This is a genomic window from Sphingobium sp. LF-16, assembly GCF_003711185.1.
In the GTDB taxonomy this organism is placed as follows: domain Bacteria; phylum Pseudomonadota; class Alphaproteobacteria; order Sphingomonadales; family Sphingomonadaceae; genus Sphingobium; species Sphingobium yanoikuyae_A.
The window spans coordinates 4,446,973-4,461,331 of sequence record NZ_CP029335.1 but is presented as its reverse complement, the minus strand read 5'-3'; the positions used below and the strand labels follow the sequence as shown (position 1 = coordinate 4,461,331).

The 14,359-nt window shown below is 66.3% G+C and carries 13 protein-coding genes; 5 read left to right on the top strand and 8 right to left on the bottom strand.

Translation table 11 applies throughout. The features are described from left to right. Window positions 1–8 precede the first annotated feature (8 nt). Entirely contained in the window at window positions 9–1,361 is a 1,353-nt protein-coding gene (locus DIZ22_RS21015) for an ATP-binding protein (RefSeq protein ID WP_048936351.1), read from the top strand. Here the strand turns inward: DIZ22_RS21015 and DIZ22_RS21010 are convergent. From DIZ22_RS21010 to typA, 3 genes are all read right to left on the bottom strand, one after another. Further along, the gene (locus DIZ22_RS21010) at window positions 1,358–2,533 is read right to left on the bottom strand and encodes a hypothetical protein (RefSeq protein WP_234415653.1); all 1,176 of its coding nucleotides are present in this window, start codon (window positions 2,531–2,533) and stop codon (window positions 1,358–1,360) included. The two genes, DIZ22_RS21015 and DIZ22_RS21010, sit on opposite strands and share 4 nt — an antisense overlap. 107 nt (window positions 2,534–2,640) lie before the next feature. Further along, a complete protein-coding gene (locus DIZ22_RS22040) occupies window positions 2,641–2,811 on the bottom strand; it encodes a hypothetical protein (RefSeq protein ID WP_004210141.1) in 171 nt (56 codons plus the stop codon). Window positions 2,812–2,919: 108 nt separating this feature from the next. After that, window positions 2,920–4,737: a translational GTPase TypA gene (gene typA, locus DIZ22_RS21005; protein ID WP_004210140.1), complete on the bottom strand. Its 1,818-nt coding sequence runs from the start codon at window positions 4,735–4,737 to the stop codon at window positions 2,920–2,922. A gap of 221 nt (window positions 4,738–4,958) precedes the next feature. On the opposite strand from typA, the gene DIZ22_RS21000 reads away from it, so the two are divergent. After that, entirely contained in the window at window positions 4,959–6,518 is a 1,560-nt protein-coding gene (locus tag DIZ22_RS21000; protein ID WP_048936349.1) for a peptidase S10, read from the top strand. A 35-nt stretch (window positions 6,519–6,553) separates the two neighbouring features. Here the strand turns inward: DIZ22_RS21000 and DIZ22_RS20995 are convergent, their stop codons facing one another. From DIZ22_RS20995 to DIZ22_RS20985, 3 genes are read right to left on the bottom strand one after another with little or no spacing between them, the layout of a single operon-like run. Further along, window positions 6,554–7,252: a DUF899 family protein gene (locus DIZ22_RS20995; protein ID WP_048936348.1), complete on the bottom strand. Its 699-nt coding sequence runs from the start codon at window positions 7,250–7,252 to the stop codon at window positions 6,554–6,556. 44 nt (window positions 7,253–7,296) lie between these two features. Next, on the bottom strand, window positions 7,297–8,997 hold the full coding sequence (locus tag DIZ22_RS20990; RefSeq protein ID WP_048936347.1) for a cation acetate symporter: 1,701 nt from the start codon (window positions 8,995–8,997) through the stop codon (window positions 7,297–7,299). Further along, window positions 8,994–9,335: a DUF485 domain-containing protein gene (locus DIZ22_RS20985; RefSeq protein WP_037506302.1), complete on the bottom strand. Its 342-nt coding sequence runs from the start codon at window positions 9,333–9,335 to the stop codon at window positions 8,994–8,996. The genes DIZ22_RS20990 and DIZ22_RS20985 overlap by 4 nt, the downstream gene beginning before the upstream one ends. Before the next feature lie 153 nt (window positions 9,336–9,488). Here DIZ22_RS20985 and DIZ22_RS20980 point away from each other — a divergent pair, with 153 nt between their 5' ends. The 3 genes from DIZ22_RS20980 to DIZ22_RS22035 are packed head-to-tail and all read left to right on the top strand — an operon-like array spanning window position 9,489 to window position 11,625. Next, window positions 9,489–10,700 carry a toxic anion resistance protein gene (locus tag DIZ22_RS20980; protein WP_048936345.1) on the top strand — a complete coding sequence of 404 codons (1,212 nt, stop codon included), beginning with the start codon at window positions 9,489–9,491 and terminating at the stop codon, window positions 10,698–10,700. 40 nt (window positions 10,701–10,740) lie between these two features. Next, window positions 10,741–11,451, top strand: a complete 711-nt coding sequence (locus DIZ22_RS20975; RefSeq protein WP_048936344.1) for a hypothetical protein — start codon at window positions 10,741–10,743, stop codon at window positions 11,449–11,451. A gap of 18 nt (window positions 11,452–11,469) precedes the next feature. Next, window positions 11,470–11,625 carry a hypothetical protein gene (locus tag DIZ22_RS22035; RefSeq protein ID WP_004210133.1) on the top strand — a complete coding sequence of 52 codons (156 nt, stop codon included), beginning with the start codon at window positions 11,470–11,472 and terminating at the stop codon, window positions 11,623–11,625. Between the two features lie 67 nt (window positions 11,626–11,692). On the opposite strand, the gene DIZ22_RS20970 is transcribed toward DIZ22_RS22035, so the two are convergent. Continuing rightward, window positions 11,693–13,141, bottom strand: coding sequence for an alginate export family protein (locus DIZ22_RS20970; protein WP_122928719.1), 1,449 nt, complete (start codon window positions 13,139–13,141; stop codon window positions 11,693–11,695). Window positions 13,142–13,171: 30 nt separating this feature from the next. Next, window positions 13,172–14,356 (bottom strand): benzoate/H(+) symporter BenE family transporter, encoded by a 1,185-nt coding sequence (locus DIZ22_RS20965; protein ID WP_048936342.1) that lies wholly within the window; start codon window positions 14,354–14,356, stop codon window positions 13,172–13,174. Between the last annotated feature and the right edge of the window lie 3 nt (window positions 14,357–14,359).

The following is a 14,359-nucleotide window of genomic DNA, read 5'->3' as shown; positions in this document are numbered from 1 at the left end:
GCCCGGCAATGCTGCCGGGCGCCGGCGAGCGGGGGCGCTACAATCCCTCGATCCTGACGCGGATCGTCTTTCTGGTCGCCGCCACCCTGTTGCTGGCGCTGGGCGCGATGATGCTGGTCGCCTTTCGCGGCCCCCCGCCCCATGCCCGGCCGATGATGCTGGTGGAGGCGACCGGGCTGCTGCGCGGCGGCACCCAGCCGCCCGGAAGCTGGCAGATCAGCCGCTATCAATCGGATCGCGCCCCCGCGCCCGACGCGGGGCAGGAAAGCAACCGTGCGGGGGCCGAGCGCATTGCCGGCCTGCTGGGCGTGCCGGCCAATGCGGTGGCGCTGATCCAGGAACGGCCGCCGATCGGCATGCCGCGCCCCGGACCGGAGATCGGGCCCCGACCCGACATGGGGATGGAGTTCGACCCCGGCCGGATGATGCTGCGCGGCAGCTTTGCCCTGGCCGTGCGCGAGGATGGCAGGAACTGGTCGGTGCTGCTGGGTCGGCAGGGGCCGAACTGGCGCTGGTATGCGATCACCCTGTCGCTGATGGCGGGCATCTTCATCCTGCTGCTGCTGCCGGCCTATTGGGTGGCGCGGCGCATTACCCAGCCGATCCGCCTGCTGGCCGAAGGGGCCGCGCGCGAGCGGCCGGAACGGGCCGAGCCGCTGCCGATCGGCGGCCCGCCCGAAGTGCGCGCCATGGGCATCGCCTATAATCACATGCGCGCGCGGATCGCCGATTATGTGTCGGAACGCACCGCCATGCTGGTGGCGATCGCCCATGACCTGCGCACGCCGATGACGCGCCTGTCCTTCCGCCTGGAACAATTGCCCGACGGCCCGCGCGCCAAGGCGCAGGCGGATGTGCAGGAAATGCGGGCGATGGTCACCGACCTGCTCGATTTCATGCGCGAAGGGACCGAAGGGCGCCAGCGCGCGCGCATCGACCTGTCGGCCATTGTCGAGACGCTGGCCGACGATCTGGCCGACATGGGCCATGATGTCGTCGTCACCGCCAGCCAGCGCGCGGTGATAGAGGGCGACGCGCTCGCGCTGCGCCGCTGCATCGGCAACATGGTCGAGAATGCGGTGCGCTATGGCGGATCGGCGCGGGTCAGCCTGCGCATCCAGGGCGCACGGGCGATCGTCGATGTCGAGGATTCCGGCCCCGGCGTTCCGCCCGAGATTCTCGACCGGCTGTGCGAGCCCTTCTATCGCGGCGAAGCGTCGCGCAATCGCGAGACCGGCGGCGTGGGCCTGGGCCTGTCGATCGCCCGCACCATTGCCGAGGGACATGAGGGCAGCATCGGCTTTGCCAACCGGGCCGAGGGCGGATTGCGCGCCACGGTGATCCTGCCGCTCGACCGCTAAAGCATCATCCCCTTCAGTTCCTGCAGCACCATCGCAGTCGGCATCGACAGGAACATCGCCACCAGAAAAGGTGCCAGCGTCGCCGCGACCAGGATCAGCAGGCTGCGCAGGTCGACCGGCAGGAAGCGCATGGCATAGACGTTGGAGACCACGCCATAGAGGTCAGCCGCCGCCGAAAAATCCGGCGCGGAGAGAAGATCGGGCTGTTCCTTCGCGCTGCCATCGAACCAGCGACCCTCGAACGACCGGCCCAGCGCCACCGCCAGCGCGCCATAATGCATCGCGTTGCGCCGCCAGGCCCGCGCCATGACCGGGCGGAACACGCCGAGCGGCGCAACGCACAGCAGCAGCACCAGCGCCACCGTGCCACCGATCAGGAAGCCGCCGGTCATCGGCGTCGCAGCGCCCTGGAGATGGACGTTGGCGAAACGGCCCGCGGTGATGCAGCCGATCCCCAGCGCAAAGGTGCCGAAGGCCCGGACCGACTGGGCCAGAAAGCCCAGGCCGCCGGCATTGTCGGGATGGGCGACGACCAGCCGCAGGTCCATGGCCGCGACCTTGTGCAGCAGCCGCGTCCACACGAGGATGCGCCAGAGCCAGCCCATGAGCAACGTCAGCAACAGCGGCAGGCTGACCAGCATATGCCACCAGCCGGCCGCCGATAGCCGCCCCGGCCCGGCGATGGTCCAGGCCGGCAGGCCATGGTTCGAAATGCCGGTCGCGAACAACCACAGGATGATCGCATAGGCGGCGAGCAGCACCAGCAGTTCGGCGACCGGCGCACGCACCGCCGCGCGCGCCCTGGCCAGTTCAGCCTTCAATCCGTCCCCGGCATCAGGCGGGATCAGCCCGGAAATGGCGAAATGGCGCACCACCGCGCCCAGCCGCCGCGCGGTTTCGACATGGGCGACCAGCAGGAGCGGCACGGCAAAGGCGAAGCGGGCATGTGCCCCGATGTCGCGCAGGAAATGGCGCAGGTCGCCGGCCCGGTCATGGCCCGGCAGGAAGAGGATCAGCAGCAGGAGCGGCAACCAGCCGACCGCCAGCGCAAGCAGGGCGCGGGCGCGGACCGTGGGCAGGGCCGGCACCGACAGGCGGACAAGGCCGGGCAGCCCGCGTGGCGGCCCCCATTCGAACAGGTCGTGCCCCTCCGCGTCCGCTTCGTTGGTCACTCGCACGCCCTTCCGCTTCGCCTCGGCTCATGAGAACCGCGACGATAGGAAGCATGCCCTTCCCGCCTATCGGGATTTATGCTGAGCCGACCGGAAAATAGCGGCCGTCACGGGTTGGCGGACTTGCCGTCCTTCTTGGCCTTGTGCGCCTTGAGCAGCGCGTCGATCTCGACGATCCGCTCGCGTTCCGGCGTGCCCTTGGGCAGGCCCTTGAGGCGGCATTCGGCCCATAATTTGCGCCGCTCGGATTCCAGCGCCTTGAGATAGAGATCGGCCATTGCAGCCTCCTGGATAAAGGAAAAGGGCCGGCGCCTCGCGACACCGGCCCTTTTCGAAACCTACTTACCTGAAAATCAGGCGGCCTGCATATGAGCCGCCCTGATAAATCAAGCGGCCTTCGAGCGGCTCATGCGCTTGCGCTCGTTCGGATCGAGGTAGCGCTTGCGCAGACGGATGGTCTTGGGCGTGACTTCGACCATTTCATCGTCGTCGATGTAAGCGATCGCCTGTTCCAGCGTCATCTTCTTCGGCGGGGTCAGGCGGACGGCGTCGTCCTTGCCGCTGGCGCGGAAGTTGGTCAGCGCCTTCGACTTCATCGGGTTGACTTCGAGGTCTTCCGGCTTGGCATTCTCGCCGATGATCATGCCCTCATAGAGGGCTTCGCCCACGCCGACGAACAGGATGCCACGATCTTCCAGCGGACCCAGCGCATAGGCATTGGCTTCGCCGGCACCGTTCGAGATCAGGACGCCGTTCTTGCGGCCTTCGATCTTGCCCTTGTGGGGGCCGTACTTCTCGAACAGGCGGTTCATGATGCCGGTGCCGCGCGTGTCGGACAGGAATTCGCCATGATAGCCGATCAGGCCGCGCGAGGGCGCGGAGAAGGTGATGCGGGTCTTGCCGCCGCCCGAGGGACGCATGTCGGTCATCTCGGCCTTGCGGATGTTCATCTTGTCGACGACCGTGCCCGAGAACTCATCGTCCACGTCGATGACGACGGTTTCGTAAGGCTCGGTCTTGCCGCCATTTTCGTCTTCGCCGAACAGCACGCGCGGACGCGAGATGCCCAGTTCAAAGCCTTCGCGGCGCATGGTTTCGATGAGCACGCCCAGCTGAAGCTCGCCACGGCCGGCGACTTCGAAGCTGTCCTTGTCGTCCGATTCCGTCACCTTGATGGCGACGTTGGATTCGGCTTCGCGGGCCAGACGATCGCGGATCATGCGGCTCGTCACCTTGCTGCCTTCGCGGCCGGCCATCGGCGAGTCGTTCACGGCAAAGCGCATCGACAGGGTCGGCGGATCGATCGGCTGCGCCTTGATCGGGGTGCTGACCTGCGGATCGGAAATGGTGTTGGCCACAGTCGCGACGGTGAGGCCGGCGAGCGAGATGATGTCGCCTGCCTTGGCTTCCTCGACCGGCACGCGGTCCAGGCCCTGGAACGACATGATCTTCGACGCGCGGCCGGTTTCGATCACATTGCCTTCAGCGTCGAGCGCGTGGATCGGCTGGTTGACCTTGACCGTGCCCGACTGGACGCGGCCGGTCAGGATACGACCCAGGAAGTTGTCGCGGTCGAGCAGCGTCACGAGGAAGCTGAACGGCGCGTCCTGGTCCAGCGACGGCGGCGGGACATGGTCGACGATCTTCTGGAACAGCGGCTCCAGCGTGCCTTCACGGCGCTGCGAATCCTCGCTGGCGTAACCGTTGCGGCCCGATGCGTAGAGGACGGGGAAGTCGAGCTGTTCGTCGGTGGCGTCGAGCGTCACGAACAGGTCGAACACTTCGTCCAGCACTTCCTGGATGCGCTCGTCGGGACGGTCGACCTTGTTGACGACGACGATGGGCTTGAGGCCGAGCGCCAGCGCCTTGCCGGTCACGAACTTGGTCTGCGGCATCGCGCCTTCCGACGAGTCGACCAGCAGGATCACGCCGTCGACCATCGAGAGGATGCGCTCCACTTCGCCGCCGAAGTCGGCGTGGCCGGGCGTATCGACGATGTTGATGCGGGTGCCGTTCCATTCGACCGAGGTGGGCTTCGCCAGAATGGTGATGCCGCGTTCCTTTTCCAGGTCGTTCGAGTCCATGGCGCGCTCTTCGACGCGCTGGTTGTCGCGGAAGGTGCCGGACTGGCGGAAAAGCTGGTCGACGAGCGTGGTCTTGCCATGGTCGACGTGCGCGATGATCGCGATATTACGCAGGGACATGTCTTGCCTTTGGGATATGGGGCTCCCCTGGCCGACACAAGGCCGCGCAGAGGCTTCGGGCGCGCCCCTACAGGAAATGACGCGATGCGGCAAGGGCAGCGGAAGGATCGGCCGAAGCGCAGATGAATATCCTGTCATGTTATGATGTTTCCCTTGCCCCGCTGTGGCAGCCGCCTATGACACCGCGTCAGGTTCGCACCCTGAAAAGAAAAGGACACCCCATGCGGCTGACCGCCACCCTTGGCTTTGCTTCCCTCCTCGCCCTTTCCCTGTCCCACCCTGCCCTCGCCCAGAAGGATGGCGCGCCCGACGCCGCCAAGCAGCATGCCGAGCAGACGGCGGACGAGATCGCCAAGAACTGGGCCAGCGCCCCGGTCGAGGAAGTGACCAAGACCAGCAAGGGCACGGCGAGCGTCGACGGCAAGTCGATCGCCTACAGCGCGACCGCCGGCACGCTGACCATCCGCGACGCCCAGGGCAAGCCGACCGCCAGCGTCTTCTACACCGCCTATACCGCGCCCGGTAAGCATCGCCCGCTGACCTTTTTCTACAATGGCGGTCCCGGATCGGCCTCGCTGTGGCTGCGCATGGGCAGCTTTGCGCCCGACCATGTGCGCACCGGCAATCCTGAAGCGGTCGCGCCCGCGCCCTTCGATGTCGGCCCCAATCCCGACAGCCTGATCGGCAGCACCGACATGGTGTTCCTGGATGCGGTGGGATCGGGCTATTCGCGGCCGCTGGGCGATGCCAAGGGCGCCGACTTCTATGGCGTCGACCAGGATGTCGATGCCTTTGCCAAGGCGATCCTGCGCTACACCACCAAGAATGGCCGCTGGGGCGACCCCAAATATATTTTCGGCGAAAGCTATGGCACCACCCGATCGGGCGCGCTCGCCTATCAGCTGGAAGACCGCGGCATGGCGCTGAACGGCGTGATCCTGCTGTCCTCGATCATGAATTACGGCATCCGCCAGTCGGGCTTCGACACCATCCATATCGGCTATCTGCCCAGCTATGCGGCGACCGCCTGGTATCATAATCGCGTCCCCGGCGGCCGCCCGGCCAGCCTGGAAGCCTTTGTCGAGGAAGCGCGCCAGTTCGCCAACGGCCCCTATGCCGCCGCGCTGCTGAAGGGCCAGGACATCAGCGCCCAGGAAGAGGACGCCGTCGCCCAGCAGATGAGCCGCTTCACCGGCCTGTCAGTCGATTATTTGAAGCGCGCCAATCTGCGCGTCAGCCTCAGCCGCTTCCGCAAGGAATTGCTGCGCGACGGGCGCGAAACGCTGGGTCGGTTCGACAGCCGCTACAAGGGGATTGACGAGGATGCGGCGGGCGAGGATCCCGAATATGATCCGTCAGATACCGCGATCAGCGGCCTCTATGTCGGCAGCTTCCTGGATCAGCTGACCAACAAGCTCGGCTATCAGACCGACCTCAGCTATCGGCTGAGCGCGCGGGAAGGCGGCGCCTTCAACTGGGACTGGAGCCATGAGCCTCCGTCGGGCCGCAAGCAGAATGTCGCGGACGTCACCGCCGACCTCAGCACCGCGATGCGCATCAACCCGCATCTGCGCGTGCTGTCCTTGAACGGCTATTATGACATGGCGACGCCCTTCTTCTCGACCGAGCGCGACCTGAAGCACATGATGCTGGAGCCGGCGCTGCGGCCGAACCTGCAGTTCAAATATTATCCGGCAGGCCACATGGTTTATCTGAACCCGGAAGCGCTGCACCAGATGCGCCTCGACATGGAGCGCTACTACGCCGAGGGCGCGCGCTGACGCATGAGGGGGGGCGGTGGCGACACCGCCCCTTTTCAGTAGCGCAATTTGGGATACCAGTCGGCCGGCCGGCCCTGCGGCGTCAGGTCGAGGATCGACCAGAGCGCGGCGATGTCGGGCGCGTCGCGGGGATCCTGGCCCGGATCGGCCATTTCGCGTCCCATCTCGCTCATCCAGAAGAGCCGCACCTGATCGCCGTCGCGGCGATAGACGACCAGCGCAGGATATTCGCCGTCCGGCTGGAGCAGGTCGAGATCACGGGCATAATCGTCGCCGATCGTCTGGATGAAGTCGGTGTTGCGCCAGCCCCGCTCCTGCGCGAAGGCGAATTGCCGTTCGACCGGGCTGCGGCTCAGTATCTTGTAGGCGACGCGCTGCTTGATATCGCTGGCATTGCCGTCGACCGCCCCGATCCAGTTGGTACACATCGGGCAGGGCCGTTCACGTTCCGGCCCATACATCCAATAGTAACTGACCAGCACATCCTTGTCGCCGAACAGGTCGATCAGGCCGATCTCGAAGCCCTGCTCGTCCTTGAAGCGATAATCCTTCGTGATCAGCGGGCCGGGCGGCAGCGCCTGGCGCTGGGCGGTCAGGCGCGTCATGTGGCGGCGAAATTCGATCTCCGCCGCCAGCAGGTCCTGCCGCGCCTTGGCATAGTCCGCGCTTTCGCCGGGAAATGCCGGCCGGCGATGCGCCGCCATGTCGGCGGCCGCTGTCAATTGTTCGTCCATGGCTTCTCTCCTCCCGCGCCGAACGCGGCGCGGGAGGAGAAGGTTCAATGGTCGCTGGCGGCGAAGGCGCCGATGCCGGTTTCCGCCCGCACCCGCTGCGCCGGATAGCCGGCCTTGTCGACGGCCGCGCGGGGCGAGCGGTCGAGCCGGGAGATCAGCCAGATGGCGATGAAGCCGGCCGGGACCGAGAAGATCGCCGCCGAGCTATAGGGGAAAGGTGCCGGGCCGAGGCCGAAGGTGGTGGTCCACACAGCCGGCGACAGGAGCGTCAGGACGAAGGCCGTCAGCAGTCCGATCGTGCCGCCCCAGGCCGCGCCACGGGTGGTGCAGCCACTCCACAGCAGCGACAGGATCAGCACCGGGAAATTGCCCGATGCCGCCAGCGCGAAGGCGAGGCTGACCATGAAGGCGACATTCTGCTTCTCGAAAACCAGCCCCAGCAGCACCGCCAGCGCGCCCAGCGCCAGGGTGGTGATCCGCGAGACGCGCAGCTCGTCGGCGGAGTTGGCCCGTCCCTGTTTCAGCACCGTGGCATAAAGGTCATGGCTGACCGCCGAGGCGGCCGACAAAGTGAGCCCCGCCACCACCGCCAGGATCGTCGCGAAGGCAACCGCCGAGATGAAGCCGAGGAACGCGTTGCCGCCGACCGCATGGGCGAGATGGATCGCCGCCATATTGCCGCCGCCGCGCAGCGTGCCGTCGGCCATCTTGTAGCCGGCATCGGTGCCGACCAGGATGATCGCGCCGAAGCCGATGATGAAGGTGAGGATATAGAAATAGCCGATCCAGCCGGTGGCCCACAGCACCGACTTGCGCGCTTCCTTGGCATCGGGGACGGTGAAGAAGCGCATCAATATGTGCGGCAGGCCGGCCGTGCCCAGCATCAGTGCAAGGCCGAAGGAGATGGCCGAGACCGGATCCTTGATGAAGCCGCCCGGCGCCATGATCGCGCGGCCCTTCGCCGCGGCTTCAGCGGGAGTGGCACCGGCGGCCTGTGCCGCCGCGCTCTTCACCGCGACCGCGCGGGCGAACAGGGCTTCGAGCGAGAAGCCGAACTGGGCCAGCACCATCAGCGCCATGAAGCTCGCGCCGCCCAGCAGCAGCACCGCCTTGATGATCTGCACCCAGGTGGTCGCGCGCATGCCGCCGAACAGCACATAGAGCATCATCAGCGCGCCCACGATCACCACGGCCACCGCATAGGGCAGGCCGAACAGCAATTTGATGAGCTGCCCCGCGCCCACCATCTGGGCGATCAGGTAGAAGCTGACGACCAGCAGGGTGGAGACCGCCGCGAAGCTGCGCACCGGCGGCTGGGCGAAACGGTAGGAAGCGACATCGGCAAAGGTGAAGCGACCAAGGTTGCGCAGCCGCTCCGCCATCAGGAACAGCAGGATCGGCCAGCCGACGAGGAAGCCGGTGGAATAGATGAGGCCATCATAGCCGTCGGTGAATATCTGCGCCGATATGCCGAGGAAGGAGGCGGCGGACATATAGTCGCCCGCCATGGCGAGCCCGTTCTGGAAGCCGCTGATGCCGCCGCCGGCGGTGTAGAAGTCCGACGCGGTGCGGGTGCGCGCGGCCGCCGCCTTGGTTATCCACAGGGTCAGGCCGACAAAGGCGACGAACATCGCGATCGCCACCCAGTTGATCGGCTGACGCTGCGCCTCCCCCTCCAGCGCGGCGGCGAAGGCGGGAGCAGGAAGCAGAGCAAGGGCGAGCGCGCCGGCAAGCCGCGCCCTCATGCGCCATGATCCTTGAGGATGGCGGCCATCTGTGCGTCATGATGGCGATTGGCATAAGCGACATAGAGGCCGGTCAGCGCGATCGCGAGCAGGATGAGGCCAAGGCCGATCGGGATGCCGATCGAGGTGACGCCATCGCCGATCGGCATGCCGAGCAGCGCCTTGTCGAAGGCGATCAGCGCGAGATAGCCGACAAAGGCGGTGAAGATGATCGCCGACAGCCACCAGCCCAGCCGCGCCCGCCGTGCCACCAGCTCGCCATAACGGGGATCGGCCGCCACCGCCGCGATCATCGCGGCCTGTGGATCGGCCGGGGCATGCCCTTCCTGCTGCGTCATTCACTCTCCTCTGGTCTTTGCGCCATGCTAACCAGACGTCCCCCGATTGCAATGGCATGGCCCGAGCGCCTATATCTGCACGCAGAGAGACTTGCGGCCTTACTGTTTTATGCACATATGACAGTCAGGCCGATCTGGCCCCTGGGAGATGACATGGCTTCGACCGCGCCGACCGCGACCGCTGATACGCTGAACCTCACGCCGCCCGATCCGGTGCCGGTGGTCGCGCCCGAAAAGGCGGCGGGGCTGGTGCCGATCGACGAGGAAAAGCGATCCAAGCTGGACGAGAAGGTCGATGCCTTCATCGACGATCTGGTGGCGCAGGATGCCAATTCGCCCGCCTTCGGCCAGCGCGTCGACCAGTTGACCAATATGGGCCGCAAGGAAATCGCCGAGGCCGCCGGGCACAGCAACCGCTTCCTCGATCGGCCGGTGCGCGCGATGGACAGCGACAACAAGGTCGGGGCCGATCTGGCCGAACTGCGCCGTACGGTCGAGGATCTGGACCCCGGCAAGCGCGGCAGCCTGACCGCGCCCAAGAAGCTGTTCGGCATCATCCCGTTCGGCAACAAGATGCGCGACTATTTCGACAGCTACAAGTCGAGCCAGACGCATATCAACTCGATCCTGGGCAGCCTTGCCAGCGGCAAGGACGTGCTGATCAAGGACAATGCCGCGATCGACGTGGAACGCCAGAATATGTGGCAGACCATGGGCAAGCTGGAACAGATGATCCACATCAGCAAGACCATGGACGCGCGCCTCGAGTCCAAGGCGCTGGAGCTGGATTCGACCGATCCGACCAAGGCGAAGGCGATCCGCGAGAGCGCGCTCTTCTACATCCGCCAGCGCACCCAGGATCTGCTGACCCAGATGGCGGTCACGGTGCAGGGCTATCTGGCGCTGGACCTGGTGAAGAAGAATAATGTCGAGCTGGTGAAGGGCGTGGACCGCGCCAGCACCACCACCGTCGCCGCGCTGCGCACCGCCGTGACTGTGGCACAGGCGCTGGTCGGCCAGCGGCTGGTGCTGGAACAGATCACCGCGCTCAACACCACGACCGCCAATATCATCGATTCGACCGGCGAACTGCTCAAGAGCCAGACCGCGCAGATTCACGAGCAGGCCGCCAGCAGCACGATCCCGATCGAGACGCTGCAGCGCGCCTTCCAGAATATCTACGACACGATGGACAATATCGACACGTTCAAGCTCAAGGCGCTCGAAAACATGAAGACGACGGTCACCGTGCTGTCGAGCGAGGTGGAAAAGTCTAAGGGCTATATCGCCCGGTCCGAAGGCCAGGCCCAGGCCGCCAAGGAAGCGCGGGCGGAAAACCCGCTGCTGAGCGCGATCGAGGGATAAGGATGCGCCCCACCCTGCCCCTTTTCCCGGAGTTGATGGCATGAGCCGGTCCGACCGCGTGCTGGCCGATGCCGAGGCGGTGCTGCGCCGCCATAGCGAGCGCGGCAAGAGCCTGACCAGCCGCGCGCGCGAACGGCGCAACGCATCGATCATGCGGCGGCTGGGCCGGATCGCCGGCACCGCCTTCGCGATCATCATCGCGGCCATGGTCGCGGGCTGGTTCATGCCGCTGGGCACCAGTGGCGTGATGATCGTGCTGGGCCTGCTGCTGGTTACCACGCTGTTCTTCGCGCTGCTGCCGGGCGAGCGCGCGGTCAGTCCTGACAAGCTGGCGGACACGGCGCTGACCGCCCTGCCGCTCAAGACCGAAATCTGGCTGGAAAATCAGCGCAAGGCCTTGCCCGCGCCCGCGGTCAGCCTGGTCGACAGCATCGGCGTCAAGCTGGAGACGCTGGCGCCGCAGCTCGAACGACTGGGCGAGCAGGATCCCGCCGCGCACGAGATTCGCAAGCTGCTGGCCGATCATCTGCCCGAACTGGTCACCGGCTATCAGTCGATCCCCGCGCCACTGCGCCGCGAGGAACGTAATGGCCGCGTGCCCGAAAAGCAGCTGATCGAGGGCCTGTCGGTGATCGACGCCGAGATCGGCCGGATGAGCGAGCAACTGGCGAGCGGCGATCTCGACAAGCTGGCGACGCAGAATCGTTTTCTGGAGCTGAAATATCAGGAGGCGAAGGAACTTGGCGCCTAGCGCCGTCTTCCTTCCTGCATGATCCACCTCACCCTCATCATCGTCGATTTCCTGACGGGCCTGCTGGCCGCCGGGGCCTGGGCGCTGGCCTCGGCTGGCGGCGCGATCGCGGCCGTGGTGGGCGGCGGGGTGCTGGGGCTATCGCTGTTCCGGCGCTGGCGACGGCGGGGCTGACAGCCGCTGCCTGTGCCGGAGGAGACCGGCGATCCCGCCTGCCTCCGGCACATCCACACTGCCTGATCTAGAAGCGGAAGGTCAGGTAGGTGGCGGCATAATAGAGGTCGCGGCCGGGTTTGAACTTTTCCGAGACGTCGCCATAGATGGTGTAGAAGCCCAGCGTCATGAACGGGTTGAGCGCATATTGGCCGGCCGCTGTCGCGCGCTTGCCGAAGAAGCGGCTGTCGCTTTCGTCGCCGCGCCGAAGCACCTGGCCACCGAGCGAATAGACGCCATCTTTGGTGGAGGTGCGCCACAGGCCCGCCGCCGAAAAATCGAGCTTCAGCTTCGCCGTCGGCTGGATCGACAGCTGCGGCTGGATGATCGTCAGATTATGCGGGCCAAGGTCGCCATTATAGGTGAGCGGCTTGGGGAAGAGCGGCGCATAGGTGCCGATCTTGCCGTCATTGGGGTTCTTGTCGCCCGAGCCGACATCGACGCGCAGGGCCAGCTTGGGCTTCCATCCGCCCTGCCAGCCATAGGCGGCGGTGCCGGTGACATAATAGGCGTCGATGTCGAGATCGCCGAACGAGCCCCATTGGCGGATGCCCTCGACATCGATGCTCCAGGCGTCGCGCTTGCCGGCATAGCGCAGCGACAGGGTGCGGCGCTGGTCGCGGGCGGCGGCTTCGCTGTCGAAGGCGAGGCTGGCGCGGTCGGAAGAGACGAACAGCGCCTCGGCGCGACCGGTGCGGGCGCCGGCGCCGAAGCTGCGGCCGGCATGAAAGCCGGTCAGGTCATAATCATGATTGGTTTCGTCATCGAATGTGCCGAGCTTCTCCAGCACGGCATGACCGGTGAGGAAGCCGCCATCCCATGGTCCCTGGGTCGCCATGACGCGCAGCAGGTCGAGCGAGCGGCGGGTATTGGCGCCTTCGCGCATGTCGAACACGGTCTGGTTGCCGATACCGATTTCCTGTCGGCCGAGGCGCGCGGTGATTTTCGCTTTGCCGATCGGTACATGCGCTTCGATGAAGGCCTGGTTGAAGTCGAGCCGGCCTTCCTCGATCGGCGCAACGACGGAATCGAGGCCGGTGCTGGTCGCATGTTCGAGATCGACGAAGGCGCGGAAAAGCCCTTCGACCTGGAGGTCACCCCAGATACGGCTGCGCTGCTGGAAATTGCCGTCATCATCCTGGGGGCCGCGGCCCCAGCGTTCGCCCAACCGCAGTTCGGGGCGCAGCCGCAGTTCACCGCCGAGCGTGGCATAGGTGTTGCCGACGATCGGCAGATATTTGAGGCGGGTCCACAGATTGGCGTCGCGCACATCGCGGAAGCCGGAATAATCCTCGTCATGGTTGATCGGGCGGAAGGCGGGCTTGGGTGCCTTGGGCCGATCGCTGGTCTGTGATGGCGGCAGTTGGGCTTCGGCCGGCGCCGCCTCCTTCTGCGCGACGTCGACAGGAGCGGGCGGCGGGGCGGGGGCGGCTTGTGCTGCGGAGGCGGCCAGGACGGGCGCCAGAAGATCGAACATGCATACTCTCCGGTATATGGGTTTTTCTGGTTATGCGGTGGCCTGGTCGGGCCGTTTTGCGACGAGGCTCTGGAGCAGGTGGACGGCGAGGCCGAAGATCAGGCCCCAGAAGGCGGAGCCGAGTCCGGCCAGCGTCATGCCCGATGCGCTGACGGCGAAAGTGACAAGGGCGGCGTCGCGTCCCTGCTCGGCGCGCAGTGCGGTGCTGAGCGAATTGGCGACGACCGGAAACAAGGCGAGGCCCGCCAGCGCGGCGATCAGCGTCTTGGGCAGGGTGGCGAACAGCGCGAGCACGGTGGCGGCAAAGGCGCCGAAGACGAGATAGGTGACGCCGCCCGCGATGCCGGCCATGTAGCGGCGGGCGGGATCGGGATGGGCGTCTGGGCCAAGGCAGATGGCGGCGGTGAAGGCGGCGAGATTGAGGCCGTGGCAGCCGAACGGCGCGAGCGCGATCGAGGCGATGGCGCTGGTCGAGACGATCGGCCGGGCGGCGGGCTGGTCGTAACCGGCGGCGCGCAGCACGGCGATGCCGGGCAGGAACTGGCCGGTCAGCGCGACCACGGCCAGCGGCACCGCGATGCTGGCGGTCGCGGCCCAGTCGAAGCGCGGCGTCGTCCAGACCGGCATGGTGAGGTGCGGCGTGCCGATCGATCCGGACAGGCCGCCGCTGAGCGCGGTGATGGCGACGCCGGTTATCAGCACCGCGACCACGGCATAGCGCGGCGCCAGCACGCGACCGGCGAAGAAGGCGGCGATCATCGCGATCAGCATCAGCGGCGCGGACGGCACGGCGCCAATCATATCGATAACGAAACGAAAAAGGATGCCGGCTAGCATCGCGGCGGTGATCGCGGCGGGCAGCCGCTGCATCAGCCGGTCGAAGGCGCCCGACAGGCCGACCAGCAGGACCGCGAGATTGGCGACGATATAGGCGCCGATCGCGGTCGCGAAATCAGTCTGCGGCAGCATCGTCACCAGCAGCGCCGATCCCGGCGCTGACCAGGCGATGACGATCGGCACGCGCCAGCGCCAGCTTAGCAATATGCCCAACAGGCCGCTGCCGATCGAGATCGCCCAGATCCAGGAGGCGACGAGGGCGGGTTCAAGGCCCTGTGCCGCCTGGAAGATGATCACCAGCGGGCCGGCATAGGATATGGTGGTGGCGATGATCCCGGCGATGATCGCCGGGATCCAGCCCGTCTGGCTTGCAGTCATGAT

What these genes read in the sequence shown, in the direction of transcription:
- DIZ22_RS20975 (WP_048936344.1), top strand. Translation starts at nt 10,741, where the DNA reads ATGAGCCGGTCCGACCGCGTGCTGGCCGATGCCGAGGCGGTGCTGCGC.
- DIZ22_RS20990 (WP_048936347.1), bottom strand. Translation starts at nt 8,997, where the DNA reads ATGAGGGCGCGGCTTGCCGGCGCGCTCGCCCTTGCTCTGCTTCCTGCT.
- DIZ22_RS20995 (WP_048936348.1), bottom strand. Translation starts at nt 7,252, where the DNA reads ATGGACGAACAATTGACAGCGGCCGCCGACATGGCGGCGCATCGCCGG.
- DIZ22_RS20985 (WP_037506302.1), bottom strand. Translation starts at nt 9,335, where the DNA reads ATGACGCAGCAGGAAGGGCATGCCCCGGCCGATCCACAGGCCGCGATG.
- DIZ22_RS20970 (WP_122928719.1), bottom strand. Translation starts at nt 13,141, where the DNA reads ATGTTCGATCTTCTGGCGCCCGTCCTGGCCGCCTCCGCAGCACAAGCC.
- DIZ22_RS21015 (WP_048936351.1), top strand. Translation starts at nt 9, where the DNA reads ATGCTGCCGGGCGCCGGCGAGCGGGGGCGCTACAATCCCTCGATCCTG.
- DIZ22_RS20980 (WP_048936345.1), top strand. Translation starts at nt 9,489, where the DNA reads ATGGCTTCGACCGCGCCGACCGCGACCGCTGATACGCTGAACCTCACG.
- DIZ22_RS20965 (WP_048936342.1), bottom strand. Translation starts at nt 14,356, where the DNA reads ATGACTGCAAGCCAGACGGGCTGGATCCCGGCGATCATCGCCGGGATC.
- DIZ22_RS22040 (WP_004210141.1), bottom strand. Translation starts at nt 2,811, where the DNA reads ATGGCCGATCTCTATCTCAAGGCGCTGGAATCCGAGCGGCGCAAATTA.
- typA (WP_004210140.1), bottom strand. Translation starts at nt 4,737, where the DNA reads ATGTCCCTGCGTAATATCGCGATCATCGCGCACGTCGACCATGGCAAG.
- DIZ22_RS21000 (WP_048936349.1), top strand. Translation starts at nt 4,959, where the DNA reads ATGCGGCTGACCGCCACCCTTGGCTTTGCTTCCCTCCTCGCCCTTTCC.
- DIZ22_RS22035 (WP_004210133.1), top strand. Translation starts at nt 11,470, where the DNA reads ATGATCCACCTCACCCTCATCATCGTCGATTTCCTGACGGGCCTGCTG.